Origin of the sequence: Aquihabitans sp. McL0605 (assembly GCF_049993875.1) — a bacterium.
GTDB lineage: Bacteria > Actinomycetota > Acidimicrobiia > Acidimicrobiales > Iamiaceae > Aquihabitans.
In genome coordinates this window covers 1113224-1129348 of record NZ_CP188252.1, presented here as the reverse complement: position 1 = coordinate 1129348, position 16125 = coordinate 1113224, and the positions used below count along the sequence as shown (strand labels likewise).

Genomic DNA, 16125 nt, shown 5'->3' with positions numbered 1-16125 from the left:
AGGTCACAGTGACCAGGGTGCGCCGGTGTACCAATCGGGCGGCTCGCCCTTCCCGAACCAGTTCCAATCGTTCAGGGTGCAGATGAACAGGTCTCGGTCGAACCGGGCGTAGGTCGTGTCGTTCAGCAGTGAGCGATACGGGTCCGTGTTCATAGGCGCGGGAAGTGTGGGCCTCATCGAGACGGAAAATGCCGCCACGCCGTTGACCGAGCCGAAGTCCGGCAGGAACGCGCTGCAATCGATGGCGGTCCCGCCGATGACAACGCGGGCCGGTGCTTGAACGCGGACATCCAAGTCCGCCCCAGCCATTCGCCAGGCTTCGCTCACGAGATCCACAGTCACTCGATGAGGCTATGAGCTGACCAGCCCGGTACCGCCACCTATCGCCGGATCACTTGTCACCCGCCGGCTTCAAGCGCCGCCTCGGGGCGGTTCGGGACGAGGCGGCGCTCTGATGAGATCGAGATCGGGTAGACGGTGGAACGGCGCGTAGCATCGATGTGTCGTCGCTGGCCTGACAGGTCTGGTGCAACGAGGGAGGCCGGCGGTGGGGATCGAGTACGAGGTGATCTCCGATCGGCTGACGTCGGAAGCTGCCGACCTTTACCGCGACCTGGTTGCTGTACACCTCGAGGCAGGAACAGGCGACCGGCGTTTCATGCTCATGAAGTATTTGGGCGGCAACATGCTCCGGTTCCTCGGGCAGGGTCACCGTCGAGTTTGGAGGGACGTCGACCCGGGAGCGCTCGATGACCTTGCGGGGTACGGCCTGTTGTCTACCGAGTACAGCCCGAAGGGCAGCCCCAACTATCGGATCACCGGCGAAAGTCTGGCGTTCTACCGGTGGTGGATGCGAGAGCTCGGAGCGGCGATCGATCAGGCACACCAAGAGGTGTGGCGGGCCGTCGCTGGCGAGTCGTTTGCCGAGGCCCACCCCGGCGCATCGCACCACCTCAATGAGGCCTTCGATCTGCTCTGGAAGGACCGTCTTGATGATCAGACCGTGTCCGAGCTCGGCGACCACCTGAGGAAGGCGCTCATGGATGTCGTCAACGATGTCGTGAGCGGTGAAGGCGGGAAGGTCGAGCAGCCGGTCAAGAGCCTCAAAGCGTGGCTAGATACGCGACAGATCGGTGAGCGCGAGCGCGAAGTGGTGAACGCCGTGATCGAGCTCGCCCGGGCGACTCTGAGGCTCGACCACCGACTCAACCACGTACGAGATGAGCTCGAGCTCGGTGAACCGGAAGCGTCGATGGTCGAGTTGCGCCGTGCCGCATTCGCAACAGCGATGGCCTGCGAGCAGATCGGAAGCCTGTAAAGCAGTCGGGCTCCCCGGAGAAACAGGCTGCCCCCAAACGCCGGGTCGTGGCCCCTTCGCGTGCGGGTCTTTGGGCGCCCTCAAGGGTCGAAGCCCGGCTATGTCGGTGTGTCCGACGAGAGCTCGTGGATGAGTCTGTCAACAGCATCGAGATACTGGGCATCGACAGTGAACATCAGCGCACGGCCGGTGGGTAGCCGGAGCTCGAATGTCCCCATGCCCAAGCGCCGTCGCGCAGACATCCCAGTTCGGGTTCGACAGAAGACGAGATGCTCCCGCTCGGAGGAACGCACAGAATGGCTCCACACCACGAGTGAGTTGACTGTGAGCGCCACCACCATCGCCGACGGCGGCGACACAAGGCCCGCTTCGGTCCATCGCCTCCCCGACAACCACCTCTGGCTCGCTCCAGCCAACAGCACAAGGCCGGCGAGGAACGCAACGGAGACCGCGATCGTGGCGGCTGCAGACAGCTCATCCGCGACAACGCCGAAGGCAAGCGCGGCCGGGATTCCGATCCCGGCAAACGCCAACCACACCAACAGGCCCCTGCCAGGCTCCGCGATGAGCACGGTCTCGACAGGAGCGCCGGTCTCGGGGCCCGCATCGATCCACTCGGGAACCACCTCCGGCAACCCACGCCGCTCTGACCGAACCACGACCGGCCGCCACTCCGACCTATCCATGCCGAAAGCCTACTGACGCCGTGCCGACTTCGCCTCGACCCATCGGTAGCCCTGGCCCTGGCGCCAGGGTTACAGGACCTGCCCCAGAACGCCGGCTCGGTGTCACCGCAGACAGGTGCATCTCCACGCCTGCGGCCATGGACCGGACGGCCGCCGGCTCACGATCGCGATCGGACCGCCGATTGGAACCGATGTCGTTGTTTGCACATCCGGATCGGGCATCGAAGCGACAGCGATGAGGCCCTTAGGTGACGCTGGGCATGCCGACGACGACGTCGTCCTCCCGCTGGTGAACGGCACCTACCGGTCGCGATCGGTCTTCTGGTTCTGGACACTGATGAGCAGCCTGCTGTGGCTGCTGTTCCTCGACATGGCGACTGGGGGCGAGGAATCCGATGCCGCCACCTACGAATGGAACGCGACCGCAACGATGGCGACGATGGCGTTGCCCACGCTTCTCTTGGTGATCGGCCTCTGGCGAGCTGCGAGGTCAGGGGTTCGAGTGACAGACGACGCCGTCACGGTCCGGAACGTACGGCGGTCGATCACGGTGCCCTGGGACCAGGTGCGGGGATTCGCTGTCGCGTCCACAGCCTTCTCTCCGCTGATGGGTTCGGTCCAGCGGATCGATGGCACTGCCGTGCGCTGCTACGGCATCCAACGATTGAGCAAGGGTGGATACAAGGTCACCGGCAGCATCCACCGCCTAATCGCCGGTCTGAACGCGCGGACGGTACAAGAGCACCAGCGGCGCGCCCTCCAGGTTGAGCCCATCGGGGACCCACACGTCGGCGAGCTCGCAACGCGTCGCCGGGGACCGGCGCTCGGCTCTGGCCCAACTGCCCCACCCCTCTGACCAACGACCTGCCCCAGAACGCCGGGTCTGGGTCGTGAAGGGAGGCCGACCCCTCGGTGTTCGACGTGGCGTACCCGGTGGATCCTTGTGGCGACCGTCGTGTGGCGACACACTTCGGGAGTGACCTCTCGGGCGGACAATGACGACTGGGTATTGCACCGTCTCGAAGACCTTGAGAAGGCGCTTGAACAGGTTCGGGCCGACCTGGAGCGGACCTGGGAGGGCTCCGTTCTGGTCGAGGCGGTCATCAACGAGTCTGACTACCCGATGGTGCTCGTCAACGGGTCGGGCTCGTCAGGGGGTATCGACCTGGCTGGGCCTCGACACCAGCTGGTGGCCGAGGTGGCGGACTACGTCCAGTCCCAACTCATGGATCAGTACGTCACCAGGTTCTGGCCGGCGTGTCGTGAGCACGATCGCGGGCTCCACTCGGCGGTTCGAGACGACGTAGCGGTGTGGTGGTGTCGGGGTGGCGAGCATGTCGTGAGCGGGATCGGGGGCCTCGATCCAACGCTGATCGTCTGATCGAATCATCGTCGCCACCTAGCACGAGTGGGACCAACTCGACGGCGCCTTGCCTCATCTCCGACGTACCGCGGGACGATTCGATTGCTGGTGCCCCCTATCGCCGGGTTGATGTCGTCTCAGAGTCCAGGCAAGTGACGCTGGTTGTGGGCTCGGTCGAACAGCGCCAGGTCATGGGCGAACAGGCCTTGGATCACGCGCCCCACGCAGACGACGAGTCGAACGGCGATGAGTGCGACGAGCGCCATCAGGACTGGGGCGAACACGAGTGAGCCGATGATCGATCCGATCGAGAGCGACATCAGCCAGGGCGTCTTGACCACCATCTCTTGCCGGGTGCTCCAGCCCGCCACAGCGTCGACCGCGAACACGCCTAGAACGGCAGCTTCCGCAAGGTGGCGCAGAACGAAGTGCCGCCGGACCCGCGCCAGCCGCTCAGCTTCGTCCGCCTCGGCCTGCGCGAGCACCGACTCGAACGAGATCCACTCGCCGCTCATGCCTCAACGCTATCCCTGGACCGCCACAGATGCTTGGGAGAAGGCCTGTCGATCGGCGCGGTCCAATCGGCACCGTCCCAGAACGCCGGGTCTGGGCGTGGCAGGGCTGCCGCTCTAGCGCTCGCTCAGTGCTGATCCCAGCGGTACAGGTAGGTCGTGCCGTCCGTCGAGGTACCCAGGAGGGCGAGCAGGTCATCTGATTCGGCGGTGGTGAGCGCGTCGGTGCCGGTTCGGACGGTGAGGTCGGTGTCGCCGGTGGCGGTGACGATGTGGCTGGTGTCGAAGGTGATGCCGGCGCGGGGGAACGGCCCGTCTGACGTTGGGGCGGAGAACCCGGGAAAGGTGCTGGCGGTTGCCCGGTAGCTGTCTCCGTCTGGCTGGACCGTCACGGTGCCTCCGCCTTGGGTGGGGACGGCGATCGAGCCTGACGAGCACAGGACAGGTGCCGCGATCGCGGCTGAGTCTGGGCTCGACAGGGTCGGCTGCTCGACGACCTTGGTCCAGGTGAGGTCGTCCTGGAGGGCGTAGACCGCCCAGGAACTCGCTCCGGCCGGCGCTGTGGTTCCGGTCCCGCCGGTGCTACCGCTGGAACTGGCGCCTGAAGTCGGATCCTGCGCCCGGCCGAACAGGTAGTCATGGCCGCGGGTCGAGCAGGACATCATCGGACCACTGATCCCCTTCGGCCACTCGACATCGGACCACGTGCCGTCGCGGTCGAGGATGCGGAGCGCTGGGCCGCCGATGCTGCCCGGAGCGTAGGAGTACGAGCCCCGGAAGGTCCCGGCGTCGAGCAGCGATGGCTCGCTCCCAGCCGGGATGTCGAGGGGTACGGGCTTCCAGTCGATCGGTGACTCGGCGCTGCGCAGCAGCACGGTCCGGCACGACTCGCCTGTCGGGCACTGCTCACCGAGCAGGTAGAAGTCGCCGCCGACAACGGTTGCCGATCCCGGGGAGAACCCGGCGGGCACGCTGGGGTCGGAGCCGCCGATGTCGCCGGTCGCCGCGGTGACCTTCGTCGCGGCTGGGGTGACGGCAAGCACGAGCGTGACGGTCTCGCCGGGCAACAAGAGGATCCTGCGCTGCGCCGCGAGGTCTACGTGCACGGCGACGGGGTCGGTGGTCTGGGTCGCGGGTCCGGTGGTGACCGTCGAGGAGCGGTCGTGCAGCGTGATCGCTGTGGCGGCCATCACGGCGACGAGGATCAGCACGGCTGCGATGGGCAGCCACCCAGCGCGGCGCGGGCGCGACGCCGGGGCGACTGGTACGGGGGCGGGCTCGTGGGTGATCTCGGCGAGCCGATCGGGCGGCTGGATGTCTCGGGTGGCGGCGGAGAACCACGCGGCGATGTCGTCATCGTCGTTCACGTGTCCATCTCCTTTCGTAGCGCGGTGATGCCCCGGCTGATGAGCGGTCCGACGGTGCCCGGTCGGCACTCGAGCGCGGCGGCGATCTGGGCTTCGGTGAGGTCCGCGACGTATCTCAAGACGACCGCCGCACGCTGCCGCTCGGGAAGGCGCGTCAGCGCCCGGCTCAGATCGATGAACTCCTCGGTGGGGGGCGGTGCCTCGCTCACCTCCACCGGCCGGTCGGCGCGTTCACGTCGGCGTAGCCAGCCGAATGCGGCGTTGGTGCTGCAGCGGTAGAGGTACGCGGCGGGGCTGTCGAGGGTCTCCCAGCGTCGGTACACCTCGATCATGGCGTCGTGCGCCAGCTCCTCGGCCACCGCCGTGGACCCCACGAGGAGCGCTACCTGGCGCACGGTCGGGCCCAACCGGTCGCGGTAGAACTCGTCGAACACCGGTGGGGTGATCGCAGCCACGCACTGCCTCTCGATCGTCGGGACCTGCACCATCACCCAGTCATGAGTGCTCCCGGCGCCGGTTTCATGCAACAGAGCTTCGGGCGCAGCCCTGGCTCGCATGGTCCCGCCGCCGGTGCTCCACAGAGTGAACCACGCCTGCCACCAATGCCGAGCCTGCAGCCGCCAAGGCTCACGGTCGCGTCCTGCCGACCGTTGAGATGGCATGGGCAAGACCGCGAGGCTGAGGGTGGCGGTGCTGAGGTAGCCGACCGCCTGTCCCAGAACGCCGGGTGGAGGTCAGTCATCGGAGGAGTTGTTCCGCAGGGTGGGGCTTGCTCAGGGGCGGGCGGCGAGGGTGGCCACGATGCCGGATTCTGGTCGCCACACGAGGTAGCCGTCGCCGTCAAACGCACCACACACGACTGCTTCGATTCCGGCTGCTGCCTCGCTGATCGCGGTCGTTGGGATCTCGCTGGTCTCCCTGAGCTCTGGGCTGGTGTCGTTGACCAGGAAGCCAGCTCCACCCCAACCGGGGTAGTCGTAGATCTCCTGGATCGCCTGCCTGATGGCGTTGTCGTCGAAGTCGTCGAAGGCCAGTGAGAACACCTCCTCGCCGAAGAACCAAGCATCCTGCGGTGGGTCCAAGACGTCGGGGTTCATCCGGAAGCTGTCGGACTTCCGTGGGAGCGGCTCCTCCACCCAGAGCGATCCTGAGGGAACATGGTTGAAGAAGGTGCACACCAACTCGGTCATGGCGACCAGCGAACTACTACGAGCGAGCTGAGTGCTCTGAGCAGGGTCGGCATCCTCGACGAGGAAGTTCTCTGGGAACCAGGCCACCGCGGTTCCAGCGTCGAGGTCGGTCAGATCGACCGCTGCCTTCGAGAGCGCCAGGCCGCCGTCGAGGCGAGCCCGCACGTAGTCCACCCCTCGTTGCCCCAAGTCGACCCACGCGCTCATCTCACGATGATGCCGCTCTGCCTCCAGCCGCCATCTCGCAGTTACGACGAATCGCCGATGCCCGAGAACGCCGGGTTCAGGTCACCTGACCGGCCGAATCGCCTCAACAATCGAAGCCACCGACCGACTAGGAGAGCGCGTCCGGTGCCTCGGCGAGTACGTGAGGAGACGCACCCAGAGGTCGGGTAGCTCTGGATAGAGCAGGCTGAGGAGATGGCATCTTGCGGGCGCTAATCGTGATCCTCGGCGGCATGTTCCTAGTGCACCTCACGACAGCTCCGTCGCTCTGGCGATCCGTTCGGCGGGCGGGTGATCGGATCGAGTCCATCCAGTCGCCGTTCACCACGCGGCTCTGGGCGAGACAACTTGAGATGGACGAAGCTCGCGTTCGAGCCATCTACGCGGCGTTCGTGCGGTGTGTTTGGTTTGCATTCGGCGTCGCGATGGTCGTCGGCGGCGTGGTGTTTCTGGTGCAGCATGGGTGGGCCTGGGATTTGTGACACCGGGGGTTGTCAACTCGCCACCACAGGTGCCATCTGGGTCGGGGACGACGACCGTCGGGTGCCCCAATCGCCGGTTCTGGGCAAGTTCTCCCTTGGCTGCAGTGCAAACGCGGTGGGGTGCCGGGACCCCGAGGTGATTGACTGCCACGCATGGCGGAGGAACTCGGCCCGTGCCCGCGATGTGGACGACCGCTGGCACCGGACTACCGGGTGAACGCCCGCCATCCCGCCACCGGGCAATGGGCGGTGATGCAGATCGTTATCTGCCCTGGCGGAATCCACGCCTGGAGCCGATGGACCGACGACACCGCAGGCGCAGGCGGGTGGGCGGTAGGCGGCCGCGGCGGCAACGAGGCACACCGATCAGGGCAGGCCGGCACCGAAGCGGAGCCCCTTGTGGAGGTGCGGGACTGGTCCGCAATCCGCGCCTACCGCCGGGTGCCGCCCTCGAAGCTGCGAAGCGACCTCACATCGGCGGTCAAGGAGATAGGACTCCTGAAGGTGCACAAGAGCACGGGCTTCAAGGAGATCGTTCAGTGGGCGATCGACAACCTGCCCCAGGCTGCGCCGAACCATCCACGCTCGGCTGAGGCCAAGGCGATGGCCACGTACTACTGGCGCCACCGGTAGTCGGGGACTGTCCGTGAACTCGACGAGCTTGGCTGTCCCAGAACGCCAGGTAGCGGTCGCACCGCGCGGCACGTTGATAGCAGTCACGCAACGGTGTCTCGCTCTGGGTGCGACCTGACGGCACTCCGGTCATCGGCGGTTCACCGCGTCGGCGCGTGCATCGATGCTGGCGACGCAGTCATCTCGGCGATGAGCATTTCGTTCGACGTCGAAGCCCTCGGCCGCTTCGCGGAGACCATCGGCCCCGCCGTCGCCTGATCAGCGCGTGCGGCGGGTCCGTTCGAGGGCGTCGAGGATGAGGTCGAGCCCGGGCTCGAACTCCTCGGCGAACTGGTAGTCGGTGCGGCTGGCGTAATCGGCGGCCATCTCGGCGAGGTGCGGGATCGAGTCGGTCGGGACCGAGGCGAGGATCTCGGCGGCGAGGTCGGCCGTGTCCTCGCCCGGGGCCATGGGGAGCGCCAGTTCCTGGATCACGAAGCCGTAGACGAACGCGTCGACGGTGGCGAAGGCGAGGCCGGCGCCCCGGATGGTGAAGCCGCCGGCGCGCAGGCAACCGAGCACGGCGTCGTGGTGCTGGAGGTTCGCCATGCCGGGTGTCCGTCGGGAGTCGAGCCGACCCACCGCCCACGGGTGGCGCAGCAGCACCTCCCGTAGCGAGGTGCACCGGATCCGGACCTGGGCCTGCCACCGACCATCCGCCTCGGGCGCGGTGACCTCCGTGAACACCACGTCCACCATGGTGTCGAGCAGCTCGTCCTTGTTGGCGACGTGGTGGTACAGCGACATCGCCTCGACCCCCAAGGCCTGGGCGAGCTTGCGCATGCTGAGGGACTCGATGCCCTCCTCGTCGGCCAGCTCGACAGCCGCAGCCACCACGCGTTCCCTGCTGAGGGCCGCTCGTCGGGTTCGGGGTTGACTGGGGGCCATGGTGGGACTCCGGAGGGTGAGGCTGGCGCATCTGCACCTTACGGTGTACGTTGACCTTACGCCGTAAGTTACCCACCGACATCAGAGGATTCGACATGCCCGCCACGACGGAGCCACCGACCACCACCACCAGCAGGGGGAGCGATCCCGAGCCAGCGGACGGCACCATGCGTGCCGTGGTCGCCGACCGCTACGGATCACCCGAGGTCCTGCAGGTCCGCACCATCGCCCGGCCGAACCCGGGGAAGGACGAGGTCCTCGTCCAGGTCGCGTTCGCCGGCCTGAGCCGGGCCGCCCTCCACCTCCTCACCGGCACGCCGTACCTGCTCCGGCTGGCCGGCTTCGGCTTCCGGGCACCCAAGAACCCGGTCGGCACCGAGCTGGCCGGCACGGTCGTGGCGATCGGTACCGAGGTGACCCGCTTCGCGGTGGGCGACGAGGTGTTCGGTTACGCCAAGGGCACCTGCGCCGACATCGCCGTCGCCAAGCAGGACAAGCTCGCTCACCGGCCCGACGGTCTGAGCGCAGCGAACGCCGCAGCACTGGTCGACTCGGCCTCGACCGCCCTCCAAGCGATCCGGGACCACGGGAGGGTGGGCGCCGGCCACCGCGTCCTCGTGCTCGGCGCTTCCGGCGGGGTCGGCTCGTTCGCCGTCCAGATCGCCAAGGCGCTCGGTGCCGACGTCACAGCGACGGCGAGCACGGCGAAGCTCGACTTCGTCCGATCCCTCGGTGCGGACGCAGTGGTCGACCACGCCACCACCGACCCGCTCGAGACCGACCAGCACGTCGACGTCATCATCGACATCGGCGGGAACCGCTCGCCGAATGCGATGCGCCGAGCCCTGACCGCCGACGGCACCCTGGTGATCGTCGGGGGCGAGGGCGGCGGTCGGCTGACCGGAGGGTTCCAGCGCCAGCTCCTCGCTCCGATCCGGGCGACCGGGCGCGCCCAGACGGTGAAGACGTTCGTCGCAACCGAGCACCACCGCTTCCTCGATGATCTGGCCGAGCTGGTCCTGGCCGGCCAGGTGACCCCGGCCGTCGATCAGACCCACTCCCTTACCAAGACGGCGAGTGCGCTCGAGCGGATGGCCGCCGGCGAGATCCGCGGCAAGGACCTGGTCGAGGTCCGTCCCGCACCCTGACCGTCCGCCTTGGATCAACGGCTGCGCGTGCCGCCTCAGCCTTGTCAGCCGATTTGGACGGACCGCCCACCACCAAGGCAGCCTGACTGTCCCCGAACGCCGGTTCCCGGTCACCGCCTACCGGCACCTAGTGATACCGGCACCGTCCTGACGATACGGCCATGCATCCCGCCTACGACCGTGGCGTTGCCCGACATTCGTGGGGGCGGTTTTTGCGATGGACGGGGCTGTTTGGGTGCAGTTGCGGGTACCGATGGTCCGTACCCGAGCGTCGGGTGCTGAGGAGGCGATTGGCATGGATGCCTGGATCATCGTTGCGTTGATCGTGGTTGCACTCGTGGTAGCAGCGATTGTTTACATGGCGGCGCAAAGGAAGCGTCACGCTGTGATCGACGAGCGTCGAGATCAAGCGGCCGAGCACCGAGCCACCGCCCGCAAGCGTGAGCTCGAAGCGGAGGCCGTGCAGGCGGAAGCGGATGAGCGAGCAGCGCAAGCTCGCCGAAGCGCCATCGAGGCGGAGGTTCATCAGGCTGAGGCCGAGCAGCGACGCGACGAGGCGACAGAGCTGTCACGACGCGCAGACGACCTTGACCCAGATGTTGATCCAGCGGCCACTCCTGACGAGGCAACCGAAACCAACCGGACCTAGGCGCTCTTGGGACGTGTGCCTCCGGTCGCGTAGGTCGTTCCGCTCTACATCTTGAGCCTGCAACGCGACGAGGCGGTCTACGGCACGAGGCCATCTGCGACCTAGCCGGGAATCTCCGCACGAGACAGCGTGGACCCGTGTCCCCGAACGCCGGGTGGGTGGCGCGCCGGCCTGGCCTACGTTCGGGCTTGCGGGTAACTCATTGTTGGCATCGAGGCAGTGTCCCGCCCCGGAATCCCGCTGGTGCGGCTTGGATCACCGGTCACCCGCATCCTGCAGCGCCGGGCGGCCGACGCGTACCTCGCAGCGCTCCACACGTGGGTCCGGTCTGCGTCCGACCGTCCCTGAACGCCGGGTTCGAGCGCCGTGCAGGAGCCGGCCGAGTTGTCTCAGCCCGGGGGGCCGGTGGCGTGCCTGCTGCCAGCACGCTCCGGCGCAAACCAGGTCGGGACTATCGTCGCGTTGGTGGCAACCACAGGCGGGTGGCGGCGAAGCCGGCGACGGATCGGGGTCGTTCTCGCGGCGCTGGTCGCCGTCGCAGTCGCTGCTGGGTGCGAGCCGATCCACGAGTATGCGAGCGGGGACTACGTCGTCCAGGCCGCGCAGTTCCGGGTGCATGCGTTGACGAGCGGTGGCACCTCTGGGGTGGAGATCCGCATCCGCGACTGCGACAAGGTGGAGTTCAAGGACAGCCCGAACTCCCCGACGGTCATCACTGCGAGCCCGCTGCGGCCGTGGTCGACGGTCACCGACTCCAAGGGGGTCGTGGTGTTCCGGAACGCGCCCCGTGCGCCGCACACCTACCCGAGCCCGACCGACAACGTCTATCCGGCCCGCTACTCCGTGTCCGACGGCGATTCAGCCGCTGGTGACAGCATCTGGATCGGGGTGAGCGCAGCCCGCGGCCCGTTCAGGGTCACGGCCGGGTGCACGAATCAGGGCAGCGCGATCCGCGCTGGCGAGTACGACTTCACGATCGGGAGTTGCACCACGATCGACCTGGTGTGCGGGCCCGTGAAGGGTGGCGCCGGCTCGATCATCGAGCCGATTGCCTGACGCCTGCCACTAAACGCCGGGTGGTGGGCAGGGCTAAACGGCGCCACCGGGCGATCCAGTTCGTGTGATGCTGGGGCCGTGGCGCTGCAGGTCGAGTTTGCGAACGTCATCGCCCGGCTTCGATCGGTCGAGCGCCGAGTGGCCGGTGGCCTCGATGCCTACGCAGCCCGCCACGCGAACTACACCCACGACGACCACCTCTGCCGCGTCGGCTTCATGTCCACGAGCGAGGCCGCGGGTCTCCGCGATGAACTTGCTAGTTCAGGCCTTGGTGCAGACGAGGTGACCATCGTCGAGAGCACCTCTGGCCTTCCTAGCTGGTTGGAGTACGGCGCCCTGCCCGACGGGCACGGCGTGTGGCTCCGAGGGACCGAGCCCGGCCCCCTGATCCCAACCGGCTTCGGGTTCTTGCTTCGAGGTCCGGCGAGCCTGGCCAACCGTTTTTCGTCCGTCCTCACAGCGCAGGGCATGACGATTGAGTCGAGTCCGGAACGAGTGGCGGGAGCCATCGGCTACACCGTCCGTCAAGACAGGGCGGCGGTAGCGCTCGACGTGATCACGTCGGGCGGGAACGCCAGCGGCTTCTGGGCGATGCGAGAGCCGGAACGCCCCGCGAGTCGCTTCGTCGCCGATCTCGCACTCAGCCACAGGATCGAGGAGATCCTTCGGCAAGAGGGCGGGTCGTAGGGCCGCGGTTGCGCCCCCACTGCCCCACAACGCCGGGTCGGGGCCGTCGCTGAACCTGCACGTTCAGGGGACCGTGGATGGCGCGAGCGCCGCCCAACGACTGGATCCTCGGTCAGGCGGAACCGATGTGCCTCTCTCGCCGTTCGAGCAGGTTCAACGCGAGAGTCGGTACGAAGACGATGAGCGTCGCGTAGGAACTCCAGTTCCACAGGTGGTTCCCGAAAACGACCAGCGCGACCAGAACAACGATCGCGCCCAAGGCCACCTGCCGTCGCAGCTTGGTGCGCTTGGTTGTGGGGACGCTCACCTGTCGGATGTTACCGACGTCTCGCGTCTCCAAACGCCAGGTCAGAGCTGGTCCTTCGAGTCGTTGGCTCGTCGACGGCGGAAGCGCAGGATGGCAGTGTCTCGGGCCCGGATCGGCAAGGTGAGCAGGCAGGCCAACAACCAGTTGCCCAGCTTCGGGCGCAATGGCACGCCTACCTCGAACTCCGTTGGTCGCGGCGGGAACCACGGTTCTCCGGTCCAGTCCCGCACCTTCAACATGTGAACAAGCTAGGGACCTTGTTGGGTGCCCCTGATCGCCGGGAGGGTGCGGCAGCGAGCGGCACCTCCGGAGGGCGCCGCCGTAGCAAGTCAGCCGAAGTCGCGGAGCATCCAGGCGAAGAACAGGAGCACGATGAACCCGACCACGACCAGCGAGGCGAGGACGCCCAACACGTTCACCGGGCCAGACGCCCTGCCGAAGCGGGCGCGGGAGGACGAATCGGGCATGGTCGCCAATCGGCTGGGCCAGGCAAGAACTGAGGCTCAGCCGAGCAGCCGGCTGTCCGCGGCCACTGCTCCGGGGAGTGCCCCGGAACGCCGGCTCTGGGTCATGGCAGATCGGCACCTTGAGTGCATCCTGACCCGGGGTTCTCCGCCGGTCGGGGACCGGGGACTGGCTACCCTTCGGCGATGTGGCAGATGTTGCAGGGCTACCGAGCGCGAGTGGGCCTCTCCCTGTTCCTGGTGGTTGCAGAGGCGGCCGGCGCGGTGGTCGTGCCCTTCGTGCTCGGTCTGGCCCTGACCGACTACGCCGACGGCTCCAACCGTGGACTGATCCTGTTGGCGGCAACCGGGCTCGTCACCATGGTGTTCGCAACGGTTCGTCGTCTCCACGACGTCCGGCTGTACTCGCAGATCTACCAGCGCGCCGGCGAGACGGCCTTCGCACAAGAAGCAGGCCTGTCTGAGAAGACCGCCCGGCTGAACATGCTGCGCGAGGTGGTCGACTTCCTCGAGCACTCCATGCCTGCGCTCGTCGGCAGCATCAGTGGGTACATCGGCACCCTGGTCTTCCTGGCACTGCTCTCGGTCCCGGTGCTCATCGGAGCACTGGTGATGAGTGCCTTGATCGTGCTGATCTACGCCGCCAGCAGTCGCCGCACCGTCGCCTTCAACCGCGGCTACAACGACGAGTACGAGCGTCAGGTCGACGTGCTCGGACGCAACGACAGCACCCTCACACGCCGCCACATCGGTCTGATGAACAGCTGGACCATCAAGCTGTCCGACGTCGACACGATCAACTTCGCGCTCTCGCTGACCCTCACCGTCGCACTTCAGGTGTTCGCGATCGTCTCATCGACCAGGCAAGGGATGGACGAGGGCACGCTCCTCTCCGTCGTCCTCTACGTGTTCGAGGTCTCCGCCGCCGCGTCGTACCTACCTGCCTCATGGCAGGAGTACCTGCGCCTCCGAGACATCCTCCAGCGCCTGAACAACCAAACATCCGTAGCCGCCACCAGCTGACAAGCCGGGTCGTCCGTCCGGAGCTCGCAGGCGGTGCGCCAGGCCGTCCAGCGCACGAAGGCCTCGAGCGTCGAGAAGGCGCGGGCGCCGAGTGACCCGGATCGCCAGCTCGGCGGCGCATCCGATCCTGCTCTGCGACACTGTCGAGGTGGGTGGAGCTTCGGTGATCGGGCGCCGGGTCATCGTGACGGGACTCGCCGGCTCCGGCAAGAGCACGCTGGCGCTGGCGATCGCATCCAAGACCGGACTGCCCGTGATCCACCTCGACCTCCACTACTGGAAGCCGGATTGGATCGCGCCGTCGGAGACTGAATGGCGCAGGGTGCAACGGGACGTGCTCGCTGGCGATGCATGGATCGCCGACGGCAACTACCCCGAGACGCTCGACCTCCGACTCGATCGAGCCGACACGGTCGTGCTCCTCGACCTGTCCTGGTGGGTCTGCTCGGGACGGGCGTTGCTGCGCGGCTTCCACATGCCGGGCGAGCTCCCGCCGGGGTGCGAGTACACGAGATGGATGAGGTTGCGCGACGAGTGGCGGCTGGCCGTTCGCATCGGGCGAAAGGACCGCTCGCAACCGGAGCGAGAACGAGCGATCGTCTCTCAGCATGGCTCGCACGTGACCGTCTACGAGCTCGGGTCGAAACGGGAGGTCACAGAGTTCCTGCACAACCTGGCGCTGAACAGTGCGCCAGATGGCGATTCGTGACCGGTCGCACGCACGGAGCACAGAGCAGGTGTCCCACAACGCCGGGTATGCATCACTCCTTCGTAGGGTGCTGCGGTGATCTCGGTCAGGCGTCCAGATCTGCGTGAGGCGGAGCGGTACCGGCAGGCCCGGTTGCAGATGGAGCCGACGGCCGCGCCGTCAGCTGTTCTCCCCAAGGGCTTCCGCCGCGACGTCTTCACGCGTGTCATCGGTTCCGGCGCCGACGACTTCGAGCGGGCCAAGCGCGGTCTTGAGCAGTGGGCTGCTCACCGTGGATCCGGCGTCGAGGTGCTCCCGCCGGACGCCGCATTGGCGACAGGAACGACGGTCGCGCTCGTCACGCGGCAGGTCGGCCTGTGGGTGCTGGCTGCCTGCCGGGTGGATTCCGTGATCGACGAGCCCACGAGGTTCGGCTTCGTCTACGTGACCCTGCCCGACCACCCTGAGTGCGGCGTCGAGTCGTTCACGATCACCGGCACGGAACACGAGGTCATGTTTCGCATCGAGGCGGTGTCCCGCCCGGGAGTCCCGCTGGTGCGGCTTGGATCACCGGTCACCCGCATCCTGCAGCGCCGGGCGGCCGACGCGTACCTCGCAGCGCTCCACACGTGGGTCCGGTCTGCGTCCGACCGTCCCTGAACGCCGGGTCGTGGTCGCCGGCAGCGTGGAACACCCGGGATGGTGGTTCACAGGACCGTGCGGGCAAGAAGCGTGTCGGTCACCTCGGAGTCAGCGCTGGCAATGGTGGAAGCGCTCCAGTTGGTCGGCGATCGCTTCAAGATTCGACCTGGAGGATGCGAGTGCCATGACGAAGTCGTAGATCTCGGCGTTTGACGCAACGGCGACGCTGGCGTCGTTGATCTCCAAGAAGACAGCAGTGGCGAGCCATCCAAGACGCTTGTTTCCGTCGATCAGCGCCTGGTTGCCGACGATTGACTGAAGTAGCGCTGCGGCCTTCAACCAGACGGTTGGGTAGGCGTCTTCGCCTCCGATGGTGGTTTGCGGACGCGCGACTGCCGATCCGAGCAGGCCGGCATCTCGAATCGGGGGTGGGTCACCAAGCAGTCGCCGGGCGAGTTCGATGATGTCGTCGAGGTCGAGGAACTCGACCTGATCCCTCACGTTCCGAGACGCTCGATCGCCTGGGCATGAACATCGAGGATCAGCTCCGTCGCCGTCGACACCTTGGAACGGTGCTCACTCCTGGCGACGTAGTCGCGAATCGCCCGGCGTGCGACGTCCTGCATGGAGATGCCCTCCGCCGCTGCGCGCGCTTTGAGCGCCTCCTGCTCCTGGTAGTCGAGCCTCAGGGTCATGGCCATCGCGCCGATGGTATCAGATTGATACCAGAAGGGCACCAGAGCTCCGAAGCTACGCCG

At 67.0% G+C, this 16125-nt stretch carries 24 protein-coding genes; 12 read left to right on the top strand and 12 right to left on the bottom strand.

Annotation, left to right across the window (positions count from 1 at the left end; all coding sequences use genetic code 11):
* Nucleotides 1-3 precede the first annotated feature (3 nt).
* Nucleotides 4-342 carry a hypothetical protein gene (locus tag ACPPVX_RS05170; protein WP_426573830.1) on the bottom strand — a complete coding sequence of 113 codons (339 nt, stop codon included), beginning with the start codon at nt 340-342 and terminating at the stop codon, nt 4-6.
* A gap of 205 nt (nt 343-547) precedes the next feature.
* On the opposite strand from ACPPVX_RS05170, the gene ACPPVX_RS05165 reads away from it, so the two are divergent.
* Nucleotides 548-1318, top strand: a complete 771-nt coding sequence (locus tag ACPPVX_RS05165) for a hypothetical protein (RefSeq protein WP_426573829.1) — start codon at nt 548-550, stop codon at nt 1316-1318.
* 98 nt (nt 1319-1416) lie between these two features.
* Here ACPPVX_RS05165 and ACPPVX_RS05160 read toward each other — a convergent pair whose 3' ends face one another.
* Complete coding sequence (locus tag ACPPVX_RS05160; protein WP_426573828.1) at nt 1417-2004, bottom strand: hypothetical protein; 588 nt, start codon at nt 2002-2004, stop codon at nt 1417-1419.
* Nucleotides 2005-2119: 115 nt separating this feature from the next.
* Here ACPPVX_RS05160 and ACPPVX_RS05155 point away from each other — a divergent pair, with 115 nt between their 5' ends.
* Both ACPPVX_RS05155 and ACPPVX_RS05150 read left to right on the top strand, forming a co-directional pair.
* The gene (locus ACPPVX_RS05155) at nt 2120-2860 is read left to right on the top strand and encodes a PH domain-containing protein (RefSeq protein ID WP_426573827.1); all 741 of its coding nucleotides are present in this window, start codon (nt 2120-2122) and stop codon (nt 2858-2860) included.
* 120 nt (nt 2861-2980) lie between these two features.
* Nucleotides 2981-3385: a hypothetical protein gene (locus ACPPVX_RS05150; protein WP_426573826.1), complete on the top strand. Its 405-nt coding sequence runs from the start codon at nt 2981-2983 to the stop codon at nt 3383-3385.
* Nucleotides 3386-3504: 119 nt separating this feature from the next.
* On the opposite strand, the gene ACPPVX_RS05145 is transcribed toward ACPPVX_RS05150, so the two are convergent.
* From ACPPVX_RS05145 to ACPPVX_RS05130, 4 genes are all read right to left on the bottom strand, one after another.
* Nucleotides 3505-3882: a hypothetical protein gene (locus tag ACPPVX_RS05145; protein WP_426573825.1), complete on the bottom strand. Its 378-nt coding sequence runs from the start codon at nt 3880-3882 to the stop codon at nt 3505-3507.
* 125 nt (nt 3883-4007) lie between these two features.
* A complete protein-coding gene (locus tag ACPPVX_RS05140) occupies nt 4008-5246 on the bottom strand; it encodes a hypothetical protein (RefSeq protein ID WP_426573824.1) in 1239 nt (412 codons plus the stop codon).
* Nucleotides 5243-5701 (bottom strand): sigma-70 family RNA polymerase sigma factor, encoded by a 459-nt coding sequence (locus ACPPVX_RS05135; RefSeq protein WP_426573823.1) that lies wholly within the window; start codon nt 5699-5701, stop codon nt 5243-5245. The genes ACPPVX_RS05140 and ACPPVX_RS05135 overlap by 4 nt, the downstream gene beginning before the upstream one ends.
* 318 nt (nt 5702-6019) lie before the next feature.
* Nucleotides 6020-6643: a hypothetical protein gene (locus ACPPVX_RS05130; protein WP_426573822.1), complete on the bottom strand. Its 624-nt coding sequence runs from the start codon at nt 6641-6643 to the stop codon at nt 6020-6022.
* A 653-nt stretch (nt 6644-7296) separates the two neighbouring features.
* Between ACPPVX_RS05130 and ACPPVX_RS05125 the strand changes: the two genes are divergently transcribed.
* Nucleotides 7297-7776: a hypothetical protein gene (locus ACPPVX_RS05125; RefSeq protein WP_426573821.1), complete on the top strand. Its 480-nt coding sequence runs from the start codon at nt 7297-7299 to the stop codon at nt 7774-7776.
* A 258-nt stretch (nt 7777-8034) separates the two neighbouring features.
* Here ACPPVX_RS05125 and ACPPVX_RS05120 read toward each other — a convergent pair whose 3' ends face one another.
* Nucleotides 8035-8649, bottom strand: coding sequence for a TetR/AcrR family transcriptional regulator C-terminal domain-containing protein (locus tag ACPPVX_RS05120; RefSeq protein ID WP_426573820.1), 615 nt, complete (start codon nt 8647-8649; stop codon nt 8035-8037).
* Nucleotides 8650-8798: 149 nt separating this feature from the next.
* Here ACPPVX_RS05120 and ACPPVX_RS05115 point away from each other — a divergent pair, with 149 nt between their 5' ends.
* The 5 genes from ACPPVX_RS05115 (at nt 8799) to ACPPVX_RS05095 (ending at nt 12243) form a co-directional block, all read left to right on the top strand.
* Nucleotides 8799-9851 carry an NAD(P)-dependent alcohol dehydrogenase gene (locus ACPPVX_RS05115; RefSeq protein WP_426573819.1) on the top strand — a complete coding sequence of 351 codons (1053 nt, stop codon included), beginning with the start codon at nt 8799-8801 and terminating at the stop codon, nt 9849-9851.
* 295 nt (nt 9852-10146) lie between these two features.
* Nucleotides 10147-10500, top strand: a complete 354-nt coding sequence (locus tag ACPPVX_RS05110) for a hypothetical protein (RefSeq protein WP_426573818.1) — start codon at nt 10147-10149, stop codon at nt 10498-10500.
* Between the two features lie 219 nt (nt 10501-10719).
* A complete protein-coding gene (locus ACPPVX_RS05105) occupies nt 10720-10848 on the top strand; it encodes a hypothetical protein (RefSeq protein ID WP_426573817.1) in 129 nt (42 codons plus the stop codon).
* A gap of 117 nt (nt 10849-10965) precedes the next feature.
* On the top strand, nt 10966-11556 hold the full coding sequence (locus ACPPVX_RS05100; RefSeq protein WP_426573816.1) for a hypothetical protein: 591 nt from the start codon (nt 10966-10968) through the stop codon (nt 11554-11556).
* 78 nt (nt 11557-11634) lie between these two features.
* On the top strand, nt 11635-12243 hold the full coding sequence (locus ACPPVX_RS05095) for a hypothetical protein (RefSeq protein WP_426573815.1): 609 nt from the start codon (nt 11635-11637) through the stop codon (nt 12241-12243).
* Between the two features lie 112 nt (nt 12244-12355).
* On the opposite strand, the gene ACPPVX_RS05090 is transcribed toward ACPPVX_RS05095, so the two are convergent.
* The 3 genes from ACPPVX_RS05090 to ACPPVX_RS05080 form a co-directional block, all read right to left on the bottom strand.
* Nucleotides 12356-12550, bottom strand: a complete 195-nt coding sequence (locus ACPPVX_RS05090; RefSeq protein WP_426573814.1) for a hypothetical protein — start codon at nt 12548-12550, stop codon at nt 12356-12358.
* Nucleotides 12551-12591: 41 nt separating this feature from the next.
* Nucleotides 12592-12789: a hypothetical protein gene (locus tag ACPPVX_RS05085; protein WP_426573813.1), complete on the bottom strand. Its 198-nt coding sequence runs from the start codon at nt 12787-12789 to the stop codon at nt 12592-12594.
* Between the two features lie 90 nt (nt 12790-12879).
* Complete coding sequence (locus ACPPVX_RS05080) at nt 12880-13017, bottom strand: hypothetical protein (RefSeq protein ID WP_426573812.1); 138 nt, start codon at nt 13015-13017, stop codon at nt 12880-12882.
* Nucleotides 13018-13200: 183 nt separating this feature from the next.
* Here ACPPVX_RS05080 and ACPPVX_RS05075 point away from each other — a divergent pair, with 183 nt between their 5' ends.
* The 3 genes from ACPPVX_RS05075 (at nt 13201) to ACPPVX_RS05065 (ending at nt 15385) form a co-directional block, all read left to right on the top strand.
* Nucleotides 13201-14037 carry an ABC transporter six-transmembrane domain-containing protein gene (locus ACPPVX_RS05075; protein WP_426573811.1) on the top strand — a complete coding sequence of 279 codons (837 nt, stop codon included), beginning with the start codon at nt 13201-13203 and terminating at the stop codon, nt 14035-14037.
* 91 nt (nt 14038-14128) lie between these two features.
* Entirely contained in the window at nt 14129-14746 is a 618-nt protein-coding gene (locus tag ACPPVX_RS05070) for a hypothetical protein (RefSeq protein WP_426573810.1), read from the top strand.
* A 75-nt stretch (nt 14747-14821) separates the two neighbouring features.
* Nucleotides 14822-15385, top strand: a complete 564-nt coding sequence (locus ACPPVX_RS05065; protein ID WP_426573809.1) for a DUF1990 family protein — start codon at nt 14822-14824, stop codon at nt 15383-15385.
* Nucleotides 15386-15475: 90 nt separating this feature from the next.
* Here the strand turns inward: ACPPVX_RS05065 and ACPPVX_RS05060 are convergent, their stop codons facing one another.
* Nucleotides 15476-15868, bottom strand: coding sequence for a type II toxin-antitoxin system death-on-curing family toxin (locus ACPPVX_RS05060; RefSeq protein WP_426573808.1), 393 nt, complete (start codon nt 15866-15868; stop codon nt 15476-15478).
* A complete protein-coding gene (locus ACPPVX_RS05055; protein ID WP_426573807.1) occupies nt 15865-16068 on the bottom strand; it encodes a ribbon-helix-helix protein, CopG family in 204 nt (67 codons plus the stop codon). Before ACPPVX_RS05055 ends, ACPPVX_RS05060 begins: the two co-directional genes overlap by 4 nt.
* Nucleotides 16069-16125: the final 57 nt, after the last annotated feature.

Bases quoted from the DNA above. Each gene is read 5' to 3' on its own strand.
- ACPPVX_RS05160 (WP_426573828.1), bottom strand. From the start codon at position 2,004: ATGGATAGGTCGGAGTGGCGGCCGGTCGTGGTTCGGTCAGAGCGGCGT.
- ACPPVX_RS05055 (WP_426573807.1), bottom strand. From the start codon at position 16,068: ATGGCCATGACCCTGAGGCTCGACTACCAGGAGCAGGAGGCGCTCAAA.
- ACPPVX_RS05130 (WP_426573822.1), bottom strand. From the start codon at position 6,643: ATGAGCGCGTGGGTCGACTTGGGGCAACGAGGGGTGGACTACGTGCGG.
- ACPPVX_RS05125 (WP_426573821.1), top strand. From the start codon at position 7,297: ATGGCGGAGGAACTCGGCCCGTGCCCGCGATGTGGACGACCGCTGGCA.
- ACPPVX_RS05115 (WP_426573819.1), top strand. From the start codon at position 8,799: ATGCCCGCCACGACGGAGCCACCGACCACCACCACCAGCAGGGGGAGC.
- ACPPVX_RS05145 (WP_426573825.1), bottom strand. From the start codon at position 3,882: ATGAGCGGCGAGTGGATCTCGTTCGAGTCGGTGCTCGCGCAGGCCGAG.
- ACPPVX_RS05085 (WP_426573813.1), bottom strand. From the start codon at position 12,789: ATGTTGAAGGTGCGGGACTGGACCGGAGAACCGTGGTTCCCGCCGCGA.
- ACPPVX_RS05110 (WP_426573818.1), top strand. From the start codon at position 10,147: ATGGATGCCTGGATCATCGTTGCGTTGATCGTGGTTGCACTCGTGGTA.
- ACPPVX_RS05075 (WP_426573811.1), top strand. From the start codon at position 13,201: ATGTGGCAGATGTTGCAGGGCTACCGAGCGCGAGTGGGCCTCTCCCTG.
- ACPPVX_RS05080 (WP_426573812.1), bottom strand. From the start codon at position 13,017: ATGCCCGATTCGTCCTCCCGCGCCCGCTTCGGCAGGGCGTCTGGCCCG.